The organism is Mangrovivirga halotolerans, from assembly GCF_026241165.1.
Taxonomy (GTDB): domain Bacteria; phylum Bacteroidota; class Bacteroidia; order Cytophagales; family Cyclobacteriaceae; genus Mangrovivirga; species Mangrovivirga halotolerans.
Genome location: NZ_JAPFQN010000010.1, coordinates 86,087 through 100,549 on the forward strand (window position 1 = coordinate 86,087; position 14,463 = coordinate 100,549).

Genomic DNA, 14,463 nt, shown 5'->3' on the forward strand with positions numbered 1-14,463 from the left:
TTATTTCTTTTGAGTTTTTATTTCTTTCTCTATCATATCTTTTAATGATTCCAATTCGTGAATATCTATTTCTTTATCCTTAACAAAATGGGAAACCATTTGCTTGATTGATCCATTAAAGAAACTTCCGATTGTTGTTTTCATGATTTTTTTAGCATAGGTATCTTGAGAAACTAATGGAAAGTAAACATTCGTTTTACCATAGGTTTTGTGATCGACATACCCTTTCTTTTCTAATACTTTAACAACAGTGGCTACTGTATTGTATGCAGGTTTAGGTTCCTGAATGCGTTCCAATATGTCACTGACGGCTCCGTCTTCTATTTCCCATAATGCTTTTAGAATGTCTTCCTGGGCTTTTGTGAGTTCTTCCATGACGTAAATTAATTGTCTTTTGCTAATGTACTATAAAATATTTATATCTACTATAATTGTAGTAGATAATTTAAATGTTTGAGATAAACATAATTTGATTAGTTCGTATTATGATGGAGTGATCCTCATACAAAGAGATGAAAAAGCGGAAGAGGAGGGAGTTAATACACAGAGAAAAAGTGATAAGTTTCTTTCCTCATAAATTTTTAGGAGGAAAGAAACTTTAAGATTAACCTGGGTTATGTTCCATTATAAATCAATTTGAAACTAATATTCAAGAGAATTTGGTTTTAATTAATTTTTCGAAATTTTAAGTTTTTGATATTTCGACCGGATAACTGAAATTCAATAATATCTCCCTGGTCATTTTTTATGAAATCAACCTTACTAAAAACCGACTGATTAGTATAAAAACTATCCTGTGCCAAAGGGAATAGTTCAAAATCCCCATTAATAGAATGACTCGCTACCAGCTGGTTATTTTTCATAACTAATTCATAATTGATATTAAACTCTTCATTTTTATAGGCACCTTCAAATTTAAGAAGGTCTGATTTTGAAGGGATATCTTTTGGTTTTAGTTCTACTTTTTTACAGTCATATTTAAAATCAGCAATATTAAAGATGAACCCATTTTCATAAAATGAAAACTTAGTTGTTGGGACATAAGGGAACAGAAATTCCCCATCTCCTATAACAGGTAGCGGTGCTTTTCCCTTTCTTCCAAATGATTGAAAGTAGAGCGTGTCATTTTCAGCAAGAATATTGTAATAAGTCCCCGGAAACATTTCATAGGTTCCTTCAAAAGCTTTGAGTTCTTTATTACTGTATCTCACTTTCTTAGGTGCTGAAGGCTCTTCCAGGTGTTCTTCTAAAAAGAGATCAACAATGTTATACACTATATTCAGGGGTGTGAAGTCATTGTTATTGCCCAGGATGACCACTGAGAACATATATTCAGGTATATGCAGCAAATACGATCGAAAACCTGCAGTACCACCGCCATGAAAAACTACGTCTACACCTCTATAGTTTTTAAATTCTAATCCTAGCCCATAGTCAATCGTTTTTCCTGAGTTAAGTGTAGTGGTTTGTGTCATTTCATCAAAAACCACATTATTGATCTTATTTGGATTCTGAAATTCAATGGCCCATTTGCTAAGATCATCGATTGTTGTACTAATTCCTGAAGACCCGTTGGCCTTCATATTTAATACGTAGTTTTTATACATATCATTTTCCTTTTTATAAGAATAAGCCTTGTTTTTAACGATAATCGATGAACTACTTACCGCCATGGAATGATCCATTTGCAATGGTTTAAATATGCGATCTTGCAATACTTCCTGAAAAGGCTTGCCAGTAACTCGTTCTATTATTTCAGCTAATAAAATAAACCCTGTATTGTTATATTCATACTTAGCACCCGGTTTAAAATTCACCTGTTTGATGTTTAGTAACATCTGTGCAATTTCCTGGTGTGTTATATTATAATCCAAACCTTTACCTGCAAGGTTTGCTAGTTCATTAGAGTTAGGCAGACCATGTGTATGGCTGGCCAAATGTCTAAGGGTGATTTTATAAGGAAGATGTTTAAGTTCGGGTAGATGGTTTCTTATATCATCACTCATTGATAACTTGTTTTCCTTTTCTAATAATACTGCTAAAAAAGCTGTGAACTGTTTTGAAACTGATGCGATATTAAATGCAGTTGAATCTGATATTGGAATGTTATATTCAAGGTTTGCTGTTCCTTTTTGATTTTTATAAACAACGTTGCCATTTTTTATAATTGAGACAGCAACTCCAGGCTGGTCAGAATTATAATTATTATGTAATAAAGAACCTACCTGTAGGAATAAATCATTTTTATTTGACTCTTGTGCATTGAGTAAGTATATCGATAACAATAAAAAGCAGGTCAATAGTGATTTCATCATTTTTGTTTTTTCGTTTAGTTTTCAACAAAAATGAGGGTTAGAGCCTGTTTAATTGTCCGGATAAATAAAGTCGGACTGATTTTTTAGTCGGAACCTTTATCAGGACAAAGCCTTTTTCCGGTATTGAGTAGGGGTTTGATCAGTTATTTTTTTAAAAGCGGTATAAAAGGATGATTTTGAATTGAAACCAGCTTCGTATACAATTTCTAAAATAGTCAGCTCTTTATTATCCGGATCTTCTAAAAGTTCTTTCGCCTCTTTAATTCTGTATTCATTGATGAAATCAAAAAAATGCTTTCCCAGGTGATGGTTAATTAAAATAGAAAGATCATTTTCTGACATTCTAAGTTGATCGGCCAATTTCAATAATGTTAGTTCGAAATCCAGGTATGGCTTTTCTGTATTCATGTAAGCAATGAGTTTTTCCGTTTGCTCATCGTCCGGATCACTTTTTTTGGTATTTTTTAGTGAGGGTTTTAAAGGTTTTTGAGAGAAATTTATTCCGGTGAAAAGCTGCGGGGTAAACATAGCTTTTAGCACAAAAAATGTAATCACCATTAGAGCAGTGATACTTATAATTATATAAATTTCTAATATATACTTGAAATCAGTGTACTCAAATATCCATTTGATTAACACAAAAATGTGGGCTGCAGAAAAGATTATTATAATTTGGGTTATCCACCGATAATTTAAATGTGCCGGATTCGAATAGTTTTCCTTATAGATAGTCTTGTATTTTTTAAGAAAAATGAAAATAGCAATGATGTAGGCAAACCATTGCAATTCAGCAACAATTAGAAATATATCAAAAGATAGATCTGATTTGGAAGTCATTATAAAGACCACAGTGAAAATCAGAAATAATAAGGAATGAGTCAGATATTGGAATCTAAGCTTAAAGTTCGAGTAGCAGACTGATAAGACATACAGATAGAGCAATGGCATTTGTAGCAGGGCGGTAGCTGTTTTAATACTTACCAGAATTGGGTAAGATTCAAATCGATAGTTAATAAACAATCCTGTGAAATCAATCGAAGTTACTATTAAAAACAGGGCGAATAATTGATTGGATAATTTTTTAGAGCTTTTAACGGTTAAGAGAAAAGCAGAAAGTAACCACATCATGAATACGATGATCTTACCGATACTATTTATTAATTCAATTTTACTATCCAACCCCATCTTATTTTAAAAGTTACCTACTCAACAAATAACCAATAGCCTTCATTTAAACTGCTGTTTTACTAAAAAATTGTTATTAAAAAATCTCCAAAAATAGAGTATTAGATTGCCATAACAAAGAATTTATAGATCTTAAATATGTGGTTATAAGGATTCGGAATAAGACGGGAATTATTGGTAGTAAAGATATTATTAAATATCAGGCTATAAACCTGAAACTGATGACAGGATGATAGCTGAATATATATTTAACTGGTATAAAGAAATCGTAAGTCAGGTCCAATGAACCAGAGTTTACAGGTGGAATTTATCTAACATGGAAAATACATGAGTATTCAAATCATGGTTTTTAATTTCTCCACTTTTTCATTCGTAAGAGGTTTTTCAAAATACTCTATTACACAAGGGTAACTCCTGGCTTTCTTTTTGTCAGCCGGATGCGGTGATGAAGTCAGCATAATGATTTTTACATTTTCACATTGTGCTTTTTCTTTTTTTTCTTCAAGAAATTCCCAGCCATCCATTACCGGCATGTTAATATCCAGGAAGATTATGTCTGGGCATTCTATTTGAATCCGTTCATATGCTTCCATTCCGTTTAAAGCTTCATCAATTTTCTCAAAACCAGCACTTTTAAGTACTGATTTAGAAAGAAAGTTAGTTACCTCATCATCTTCCACCAGTAATATTTTACTCATTGTCTTTCTAATTTAAATATACTTTAAACATTGCTCCTTCATTTGGCTTGCTTTCGACTTCGATTTTTCCACCGTGGGTATCTAAGATCGATTTAACAATATACATTCCCACTCCTTTACCTTCAATATGGGTATGAAGCCTTTTAAACAGACCGAACATTTTATCGCCAAATTTTTCTGAGTTGAAACCCAGTCCATTATCTTTTACAGTTAAGCACGTTCTTCCGTTATTTTCACTTGTTTGAACCTCTACCTTTAATGGGATCTCAGGATTTCTATATTTTATGGCGTTGGTAAGCAAATTTTGCATAATGCTTTTTAAGTGGAGAGGGGGATATTTAATTTCCGGGCAATTTGAAAAATCCTCTGTAATTGTAGCATTTGAATTTTTAATTTGCTCTTCTATCGTTTCTTTTATTTCTTCAAATAGTTCGTCGAATTTGATAAGCTCTTTATCATTATTGAGGGTAGTTTTAAAAGTAATTACATCGTTAAGTGAAAATACTGTACTATGTAATTGTGTGATGTTTTTCTTCAACTTATCAAATAGCTCCTTATTATCCTCATCTTTAAAAGACTCTTCATTAATCATGTCTTTAAGGATATTAATATTGGTGATTGGAGCTTTAAGGTCATGTGCAGCTACATAGGCGAATTCTTCCAGTTCTTTATTTTTTAATTCAACTTGCTTTGAATGAGCTTCAACTTTTTTCATTTCAGATTTAAGGGCATCATTCAATTCTGCCAGTTTCTTTTCAGCTAATATGTGATCAGTGATATCTTGTATAAATACATGTATTACCGGCTTATTCCCCAACATAAATTTGCATGGTGTGGCCTTAGCATAAAATACAGACCCATCTTTTCTCTTAAAACTGGTTTCAACACTGAGTTTATTCTCCTTATGCATTCGATCTAAAATCTCATTAGAATGAACGAGTTCTTCTTCAGTATGTAAATCAAAAACTGTTTTTTCCAGTAATTCTTCTTGCTTGTATCCGAATTCCTCCAAGGCACTATTGTTTATATCAATTATGTTCATTTCCATATCATGAACAATAGTTGGTATGGGAGAGTGTTTAAATATTTGTTTGTAAATATCTCCTTTAACATCAATAGCTTTGAAGTTGTTATAGGATTTTGAAGAAGGGCGATCTTTTCTGGTTCTTAAATTTTCCATAGCCTAATTTTTAAATAATAATGTTTGGTCTGCTGGTTTTAGCGAGTTGCTAAGTAATAATAACGGTCTATTTTAGCCTTTATTACAAGTAAGGAATGAGCTGTTTGTTATGGTAATGCCTGTTTTGGTATACTTAAAATAGGTAATTTTTGATCAACAGAAAAGATATTTGCTGCCTAATAGGTATTTATCTTTTTATCCTGATGCTGGGTCTAATTAAAATGATATTTGAATTCTATGTAGTTGAGATTTGGTTCTTAGATTATTTGAATAATAAATCCTAGTATCCCAATAATAAGGCAAAGTGGAGAAAAGAATTTAGTATCCCTTTTTCCGAAATCAGTATCTTTTAGCTTCTTAAAAAATCCAACATATTTAAAATCTCCTATTGCTCTCAGGATAAATATAGATGGAATGATCCAGCCTCCATATTTCATCACCCACCCAGGAATCTGATGGTTAATTATACCTGATTTAAATATATAGAACATTGCAAAAAAGATCAGGCCAATACCAACAATAGCACTGTCTGCTTTCTTAGGATTTAATATTCTTTCCCCATTTTCTTTGGTTGGTAGAGATTGGGCAAATCCAAATTCGCCACCGATTACCCAATTAAGGTGAATAAGGCCCAGAATAAGAAAAATAAAACTTAATATCAGTGATGTAGTCATGGTTGTTCGTTGATTTCCTTCGCTAAAGTTATGTTATTTTTCAAAGTTAGTCAATAGACTAATTTTAAATAGGGACATAACCATGGGTATCCCAATTTCTAAAATGGAGATGGGCTGCTTTTCTATAATACCTACTTTGAAAGTGATACTATTTTTGTTCCTTTCTCTGAAGTTTCAAGTTGGCTAATTCTTTATGAAAGAAAATACCAGGAGCCAAAACGAAATGAGAAATCATTATTACATTAAATAGTATATCGGTTGTATCATAGGATGTCATTATCAAACCTTTTACCAGTTGATAGGCAACCACAATGAGAATATTTAATTTTGAATGATTCCAAAAAGTAGTTATAGTCACTACAAGAAATATAACATTCTTAAACGTATATTCCAGATTGAAAAAGATATCACCACCGTAAAATTCAAAATAGGTGATTATTTCGAGGATAATGGTCAGGGTTAAACAAAGGTGTAGTAAAAAGTTCTTTCGTGTCATTTTACTGCGTAGTTCAATGCAAAGTATTTTTAATATTTAGAGTGTTAATCATTTGTAACCACTAACCAGGGTATATTGAGATTTCCTTTTTTGAAGTTAACAGTAACTTGTTCACCTATATTTACTTTACTATAAAGCTTTTTATCAACACTTATTTCTTCAATTTCTTTTTGAGGCCCCCAGGATGAAAGTTCTAAATAATGTGTGGTACTTCGACCTGAACTAATTCTTTTGTTTAGAATTTTAGCCGTATAAATTTTAGCCTGTGAGTTGTCATAATAGCAATTATATTGAATAACTACCCCGATACTGTAAGCGAAAAGAAATAAGGTCAGACAGGCAATTGTTATAAAGTTTGTTTTATCCTTAATTGTGATTTGTTTCTGCTTATTTAATAGCAAGATCAAGAAAATGACAGTGATTAAAAATGTGGGCAGCCACACATTAGAAAAATCGAAAATATTAAAATCTAAAATTGCCCTGAGCATTATTCCCAGAGGTGGAAATATGAAAGAGTAAATGACAGAAGGGTATGCACTTCCTTTTTTTTCATCTATATGAATTAACCCATTGGATAATTTAACTGCTATTAATCCTGTAATCGGTATAAGTATTCCAGCCAAAATAGCAAATTGATATGGCGTTGGATAGAAAATAATCCAGAATGATGATAATCCAGCTAGCCAATTAATTACTCTTGAAGTTTTTCTTGCCTTTTGAAGCCTATCTTCTCTTATTTCCAGAGATTCTCCATAGGTTTCATTACTTAGTATATCCTGTTCTTCTTCAAATGTATTGACTTTATCAAGATCAGGGAATCTAAGTGAGAACCAAAACAATATTTCACCATATCCGCCAGTGTATTTACTTATTTTAATCCGTTTTTTATTTTTTGACTTAGGTTCGACAAAAATATATTGTTCATTTACCGTATAGCCTTTGACTTCATCAATGGTCAGGATTCTTTTATAAAAGGTGCTTATGTAAATAATTCTATCATTCTGAATTAATAGCTTTCCCTTATATGTTTCAGCCAATCCATAGATGATTAATACTATCATGGCAATTGAAACAGGAATAATAATCCAGGATGCATTAGGTGAAAAATTTTCCTCTTGAAAGGGAAGGGATAATACCCAGCCAAATAATCCAAGCAATACTGGTGAAAACAGATAAATAAATATTGCCCATCCTTTCGCTATTTTATATTCCTTCATTGATATTACTGATTATTACTGTCACCATTTAATTCTTCAACACCTACTACCAATCCGTTTGCAATGAAGTTGTTGCCAGTACTTAATTTGGAGATTGTATAAGTTTCCTGTTCTCCCTGCTCAAATTTTAAACTGATCAATCTTTCAAAACCATCGGGGGTTATAAATAAGTCACCTGGAACGATGGTTTTAATATTCTCAAATCCCTTGTATTGACTGGATTGACTTGGCAAAAAAGAGGCCCAACCTTTGTTTTGAATCATAAATGGATGATCCAGTGTAGCGGTGATTTTTAATCCGCTTTCAAATTGATATGTTATCATTCTGTGATGAATAACATTCTCCAGTTTTTCAATTCTTGCTGATGTAACATCCCTAGTTTCCAGGTTCATTTGAGCTACTAAATCACCAACCTTAAGATCCTGAATGTTTTTTATAGAATTGTCTGCCATTTGAATTTTGGTATCACGAGCAAAACAATGAACATCAATACCATCAAAAAATATCTCTGAGATCACTACATCATCATATTTTTCACCTTTATATACATCGGCTATTTCAAACTTTAATTCCCAGTCCGGTGTGCTATCAGGGACATCCCATCCATTGCCTATCGGATCAAATTCAAATGTTTGAATTCCACGGATATCTCTTAGATTTAAAATCGCAAAAGGCTGGTTGTTCAGGTAAACCTTTAGTTTTTTGACTCTTGAATTATTTATCCATGCAGACTGACTTTTGACATATCCGTTAACCACTTTAATTTCGGTGATACGAGGGGCTTTAGCTGCAAATGTATAGGTTAAATATTCACCAATTCCATTTCCTGGAGCACCTTCTACCCAGGCATATTTAAAGTTGAGGTCATGGGCGTTTTGAGGCTCATAGCTATTATCGCCCTGGGATTTAAGATAACTGGAAGCAGTAACCTTTTTAGGTCCACCTCCACAATACCAGCTACAAGCCATGCCTTCGATATCCCAATAGCTTTCTATTGTTTCGTCAATCTTATCGAGAACATCCTTCTCTTCCTGGCTTAAACTTTCATAATCAATACCGTTAGATAATTTCTTCGATATTTTTAAATATGCATTATAATTATCATTGAATGCTTTTTCGTCTTCAACACTAAATTCTAATAGTTCAACTGATGATGGATCTAATTCCCTTACCTGAGAAAAGGCAAATTGGGATAAAAATATTAGTGCGATTAAAAAGTTTAGTTTCATTTCAGGAATTGGTTTTAGTTGAATCGACAGTATAAAGTTGATAATTGACTCTTAATATATTAATCTATTGTTAAAAAAATCGAATGATTAGCTAAGCAAAAAATCTTTAGTTTTTAATACGCTAATTTCCCACTAAGTAACCGATGTGTTCTTGTAATTCAAAATGAATGTGTTGAAAGGTATAAAAAGCGATAAATGACCATTAAAGATGCGGTTTCTCACTTTCTTTAACGTGATGATTCAAATTACTTTTGCTTAGTTTTTTTTAAGGGAGCAAGGCAATTCTTTTTACAGTTTTTCCGTATTTAATAGAATATTTTTTACTGCTTCAAGTGAATGATACTTCTCATAGCTACCATCAGGATGAACTATCAAATGCATTGGAATTCCCTGGAAATTAAAGGATCTGCTGGTCAATTGTTGGTCCGTAGAAATCAGTTGTAAACCGGATGGATTATTTTGATTGATATAACGGAGCCACTTGTCCTTATTGGTATCGAAGGAAATATCAATAAATAGAATTTCATTGTTGTTTTTGTACTGCTGCTTCAATTTTTGTAATTGAGATTTCTCCTGCATACAGGGAGCACACCAGGTAGCCCAAAAAGTTATCAGGTGAGTTGTTTTTGGTATTTCAGCAATATTTATTTGATGGTTATTTTTATCAATCAGCAGATGATCTGGCAACTTATTGTCATCTTCTTTATTGAATTCCCATAAGGTCGTTGCATTTAATAAATCTCCATTTTCATCATATTTAAAGCCATCATTCACCAAAATTAGTGGTTGAGAAAAGAGAAAGAAGATAAATATGCAAGTAATACCCGTCCAGGCAATCAACCTGAAATTAAATGGTATTTCAGTACGAGAGACAATTAAAGCAAGTATTCCAACTCCAATTAGATAGAGAATAAAAGGGAAATAGGCGAAATTAAATGGTTTGAATAAAATAAAAGGCAGAAATAAGAAAGGAAGGTACTTTATTGGTGTTTTCCTGTTTATTCTTCCACTAATAAATATACTGATGATTGTAATCAGTATTGGTATCCATTTTAAGGTATTAGATTCATAAATTCTCAACGGGTTTAAAAAAAGAAACAAGTAAAACATTAAACCCATGATAATAGTGGAAATGACAATTCCGGAAATTATTTTTATTGCTGGTTTCTTCATTTTTTTGAATTATTAAATACAAGTAAGCCTGATTAAAAAGAAGACGATATTTGAATAGGAATCGCCTTCATTTTTTCTGTTTAATAAAGGGAATGGTTGATCTATAGATCCTAAATATTATTATTCCGATAAAGTACTAATTGTTATTCATAGCAAATTTTTTTTACGAATGAGAAAAATAGCACCCATAGTGATCAATAAGTATCCAATTATTAACAAAGTGATTATAAAAGGCATATTTCGCTCCATTACTACTCGATCAGCAATTCCTGCTTCCCGGAACATCCATTCATCAGCAAGAACGGATGCATAACTATAGTTTCCTGTTTCGAAAATTATAATACCATCGCCGGTAAGCAAATCTATTCGAGCTGCTGAATTGATGGCATCATTGCCGCTTCCATCGTGACCAATAATTTTTGAATCTGTATAGTCCTGACTATATAAATGAGGACCTAATCCATATATCCCGATATCATGCCTAAAGCTTTCGGCTTCAGTCATTATTTTAATCGTGGAATCCGACAGAACCTGATTCCCTTTCAGCTGGGCAATCATAAACTTCGCAATGTCAGAGGTTGAAGTCATAAGTGAACTAGCCGCTTTGGCTGTAAACCTGTTCATTGGTCTGGTGGGTCCATCATTCCGGTAAACAGGAACTAAACCTATTTTGGTGCTATCACTCAAAATGTAACTTGAATGAGTCATTTCAAGAGGATTAAACACTTGTTCCTGCATGAATTTCTGAAAAGAACCTTTGCTTATTTCTTCAATGAGCAATTGAAGTAAAGCATAACCGGCACCTGAGTACATATATTGACTTCCCGGTTCGTAACCTACCCTGGCTTTACCTTCGGCATAAGATCCGGCATCGGCTGCTTTTGTCAGTGACTCCTCCAATGTTTGCATGTTTTCATCTTTGGTGAAACCATTATATCCTAAGCCATCATCCAATCCGGCAGAATGCGAAAGTAGTCTTCTAACCGTAACTTTATTATTGTCATATTCACCGGGAGGGAGGTGCCAACGGGTGAGGTAATTGTCAATTGGTTCGTCCAGATCTATTTGACCATTTTCGACAAGTTTCATGACTCCTACTGATGTAACCCACTTGCTTACAGAGGCGACGGGAAAAGCCGAATTCTGATCAATATTATGCCCTTCAATGTCATAAAAGTATTCTTCTACTACTACACCGTCTTCTATCAAGGCCATGGCAAGGTTTCCAACATATTCATTTGCAACTTTATCTTTTGCTGCTTCAATAAACCCTTGAGGAGAATTGTCTAAAGTGATCGGTTTTAATAGAAAGCCATTAATAAACCCGAACCCAATAAAAGCGGACCATAGTAATACAGATAGAATTATCAGTGTAATTCTTTTGGTTAATCTCATGTTTGATGTTTTTTGGTTAAGATGCTGGCGGCATCAATTTATTTTATAATGAGGCTTTAACCAGTTAAGCATTATGGTAAAAGCCCTGCTAACCAAAAATATAAAACAACCAAGCAGGGTAGGGAGGATAGTTTGCTTGAAACCACCGGCCATTTGATGAGCTTTAAGACCACCGATTTCTTCCATTTGATCCAGGATTTCGATCATTTGTAACAGTGGGCCAAATACACCCAAAACAAGGGCGAACAATCCAATCGAATTAATTAATGTGATCGATTTTTCTAGCTTTGGGCTCTTCTTTTTAAAATGATAAATGCCACGGCCAATCAAAATCAAGGTTATTATTAGACAAATGAGAAGAATAGACATAATAATAATTCCGCCATCCTGCATTCTCTCAAAAACGATAGAGAAAAAACTAACCTGATCCTCACTTTGATTAAATGCTAATGCCATGTTTATATTTTTGATTATGCCCAAATATATTCTCATTTTTACCTTGAATTTTTTATTTGAGACCAACTGCCGATTTACAACAGCATTAAACTATTTTGCTAATATGAAGGTAACAACCATAATTTACTTTGTTATATATCGCTTTAAATCTGTTGTTCGTCGCAGAAAGATAAATAATTTCGAAATTATGCAGATATTGTGGTTTATATGAGCATTCGCTACTTTTTATATCAATTTTTTCAGAAAATACTGCTTCATTCCTTATTCTGGATTATTGTCTATATATTTTTTAGCTACTGCTTTGAAGAACCAACAGGTATTCCAAAAGATCTGAACAGATTTTCGGTCTTTTTAATGCCCGTAACCATCGGTACAACCTATACTATTATCTATTATTTGATACCTAAATTTCTTTTGAAAAAAAGATATTTCGTTTTTGGTATTTATAGTTTTTATACGTTGATTTTATCTGCGTATGCGATCATACTTTCAATATTTTACGGACTTATTTTTCTAACTGGTCAGGCTGAAAGGGTAGTTTCTTTAAACAGAAGTCTGGTTTTTACATTACTGGCAGTTTATATGGTTGTATTTTTTGTAACTGCTTTCAGATTATTGAAGTATAATTATTCGGCTATTGCTCAAACAAAAGAATTAGAAAATAAATTCCTCTTATCCCAGCTCAAATTAAAAGAGCAGGAATTGAAATACCTGAAACTACAGATTCATCCACATTTTTTATTTAATACGCTAAACACAATGTATGGGTATGCATTGAAAAAGTCTGAAGAAACTCCTGAAATGATTCTTAAATTGTCTAATCTGCTTGATTACCTTCTTTACCAGGTAGATAAGCCTATGGTTAGTTTATCGAGTGAAATTGCTCATATAAAAGATTATATTGATCTGGAGAGAATCAGGTTTAGCGATACATTAGAAGTGGAGCTGGATATCGATAATTATGATTACGATATAGATGTTGCACCTATGTTATTAATCCCTTTTGTAGAAAACAGTTTCAAACATGGTGATATCGTAGATAACAAACTCATGATTTTTATGAGATTAAATGTAGGTCCGGAAGAAATGAACTTTAAAGTCAAAAACTCTGTTATAGAGGTTGATCCGGATATAAAAGAGAATGGCATCGGACTCTGGAATATTAGAAAGAGGCTGGATTTACTATATCCGGATTCTTATAAACTCTCAATCAAGGCAGAGAAAAATTGTTTTGAAGTTGAGCTCAAGCTGAATCACGCTAAAGTAAACTATGATGAGTAAACAAATATCATGTATTATAGTGGATGACGAACCAACTGCCAGGGAAATACTGCTCAAACATCTTTCTCAAATAGAACGCATTAATGTAATTGGTTCATGTAGTAATGCGGTGGATGCCTTCAATTTGATCAACACTCACCAGATAGATTTGATTTTTCTGGATATCAATATGCCGAAAATCTCCGGATTGTCTTTTGCTAAATCCATTAATAAAGACATCAAAATCATTTTTACTACTGCGTATAGAGAATATGCGATTGATGGTTTTGATCTTCAGGCAGTTGATTACTTATTAAAACCGATATCTTTTGAGCGACTATTAAAGGCGGTAAGTCTATATACCGATGTGTATCAAAAGGAAAATAAACCTCAAATGAAAACCGAGGAAGTTTCCAATGATTTTATTTTTGTGAAAGCCGACCGTAAGATGGTAAAAGTTAACTTTTCAGAAATAGTTTATATTGAAAGCATCGGTGATTATTTAAAAATACATACCCTTGACGATACAATAGTTATCCGTGATACGATGGGTAATATTGAAGCCAAGTTGCCAGAGAAGGATTTCATTCGAATTCACCGCTCATTCATCACGTCAGTAAAATTTATTCGATCATATACCAGTGAATCAGTGGAGGCAGGTGATAAGTCTCTTCCTATTGGTAGAAGCTATAAATCGACGGCATTGAAGAGCCTTGAAAGTGTTGGGTAAGATTAGGAGAACATGCATATCATTTGTCGCATGATCAATTAGCCTTGGTATTAATTTAATCTTAGTGAATTATTCAAAGATTTGATTACCGTGACAATAACCACCTTATTCGATCATAAGAAACGAAATAATGCACAACTACTACCATGCCAAGGAGATAACTTAATATGATATACCCAATGTCATTTAAAAACCAGACTGCAAATCCAAAAAATAGTAATTCAATTACCAATCGTATGATCCCTGGTATTACAATTGGTGCTTTTCCCGATCGGCTTGGATCTCCGGGGACATTAAATGTACCCCAAATCACAGCCATTGTTACAGGTATACTAATTGCATAGGTAAACCTCAGCCATCCATCTCCATTTACCCATCCCCACAAACCGGCAGAAACCAAAGCTATTAACTCCAGAATAAAACGAATGGCCAGATTTATTGGATGTGATCCCATT

The 14,463-nt window shown here is 33.1% G+C and carries 15 protein-coding genes; 2 read left to right on the forward strand and 13 right to left on the reverse strand.

The features are described from left to right. The 12 genes from OO013_RS16525 to OO013_RS16580 all read right to left on the reverse strand — a co-directional run bounded on the left by OO013_RS16525 (window position 1) and on the right by OO013_RS16580 (window position 12,018). On the reverse strand, window positions 1–375 hold the full coding sequence (locus OO013_RS16525) for a BlaI/MecI/CopY family transcriptional regulator (RefSeq protein WP_266058077.1): 375 nt from the start codon (window positions 373–375) through the stop codon (window positions 1–3). Between the two features lie 290 nt (window positions 376–665). Continuing rightward, entirely contained in the window at window positions 666–2,315 is a 1,650-nt protein-coding gene (locus tag OO013_RS16530; RefSeq protein WP_266058078.1) for a serine hydrolase domain-containing protein, read from the reverse strand. A 99-nt stretch (window positions 2,316–2,414) separates the two neighbouring features. After that, window positions 2,415–3,494, reverse strand: coding sequence for a helix-turn-helix domain-containing protein (locus tag OO013_RS16535; RefSeq protein ID WP_266058079.1), 1,080 nt, complete (start codon window positions 3,492–3,494; stop codon window positions 2,415–2,417). 341 nt (window positions 3,495–3,835) lie between these two features. Further along, entirely contained in the window at window positions 3,836–4,198 is a 363-nt protein-coding gene (locus OO013_RS16540; protein WP_266058080.1) for a response regulator, read from the reverse strand. 7 nt (window positions 4,199–4,205) lie between these two features. Beyond that, window positions 4,206–5,378, reverse strand: coding sequence for a sensor histidine kinase (locus OO013_RS16545; RefSeq protein ID WP_266058081.1), 1,173 nt, complete (start codon window positions 5,376–5,378; stop codon window positions 4,206–4,208). Between the two features lie 257 nt (window positions 5,379–5,635). Beyond that, window positions 5,636–6,052 (reverse strand): DUF3995 domain-containing protein, encoded by a 417-nt coding sequence (locus OO013_RS16550; RefSeq protein WP_266058082.1) that lies wholly within the window; start codon window positions 6,050–6,052, stop codon window positions 5,636–5,638. A gap of 148 nt (window positions 6,053–6,200) precedes the next feature. After that, window positions 6,201–6,548: a hypothetical protein gene (locus OO013_RS16555; RefSeq protein ID WP_266058083.1), complete on the reverse strand. Its 348-nt coding sequence runs from the start codon at window positions 6,546–6,548 to the stop codon at window positions 6,201–6,203. 44 nt (window positions 6,549–6,592) lie between these two features. Then, the gene (locus tag OO013_RS16560) at window positions 6,593–7,765 is read right to left on the reverse strand and encodes a hypothetical protein (protein WP_266058084.1); all 1,173 of its coding nucleotides are present in this window, start codon (window positions 7,763–7,765) and stop codon (window positions 6,593–6,595) included. Between the two features lie 5 nt (window positions 7,766–7,770). Then, entirely contained in the window at window positions 7,771–8,994 is a 1,224-nt protein-coding gene (locus OO013_RS16565; protein ID WP_266058085.1) for an NADase-type glycan-binding domain-containing protein, read from the reverse strand. 288 nt (window positions 8,995–9,282) lie between these two features. Beyond that, window positions 9,283–10,167, reverse strand: coding sequence for a TlpA family protein disulfide reductase (locus OO013_RS16570; RefSeq protein WP_266058086.1), 885 nt, complete (start codon window positions 10,165–10,167; stop codon window positions 9,283–9,285). 147 nt (window positions 10,168–10,314) lie between these two features. Further along, window positions 10,315–11,562, reverse strand: coding sequence for a serine hydrolase domain-containing protein (locus OO013_RS16575; protein ID WP_266058087.1), 1,248 nt, complete (start codon window positions 11,560–11,562; stop codon window positions 10,315–10,317). A 33-nt stretch (window positions 11,563–11,595) separates the two neighbouring features. Then, window positions 11,596–12,018 carry a MotA/TolQ/ExbB proton channel family protein gene (locus OO013_RS16580; RefSeq protein WP_266058088.1) on the reverse strand — a complete coding sequence of 141 codons (423 nt, stop codon included), beginning with the start codon at window positions 12,016–12,018 and terminating at the stop codon, window positions 11,596–11,598. 207 nt (window positions 12,019–12,225) lie between these two features. Here OO013_RS16580 and OO013_RS16585 point away from each other — a divergent pair, with 207 nt between their 5' ends. Both OO013_RS16585 and OO013_RS16590 read left to right on the forward strand, forming a co-directional pair. After that, window positions 12,226–13,299 carry a sensor histidine kinase gene (locus OO013_RS16585; protein WP_266058089.1) on the forward strand — a complete coding sequence of 358 codons (1,074 nt, stop codon included), beginning with the start codon at window positions 12,226–12,228 and terminating at the stop codon, window positions 13,297–13,299. Then, window positions 13,292–14,008, forward strand: a complete 717-nt coding sequence (locus OO013_RS16590; protein WP_266058090.1) for a LytR/AlgR family response regulator transcription factor — start codon at window positions 13,292–13,294, stop codon at window positions 14,006–14,008. Before OO013_RS16585 ends, OO013_RS16590 begins: the two co-directional genes overlap by 8 nt. 85 nt (window positions 14,009–14,093) lie before the next feature. Here the strand turns inward: OO013_RS16590 and OO013_RS16595 are convergent, their stop codons facing one another. After that, entirely contained in the window at window positions 14,094–14,462 is a 369-nt protein-coding gene (locus tag OO013_RS16595; RefSeq protein ID WP_266058092.1) for a YrdB family protein, read from the reverse strand. Window position 14,463 lies beyond the last annotated feature (1 nt).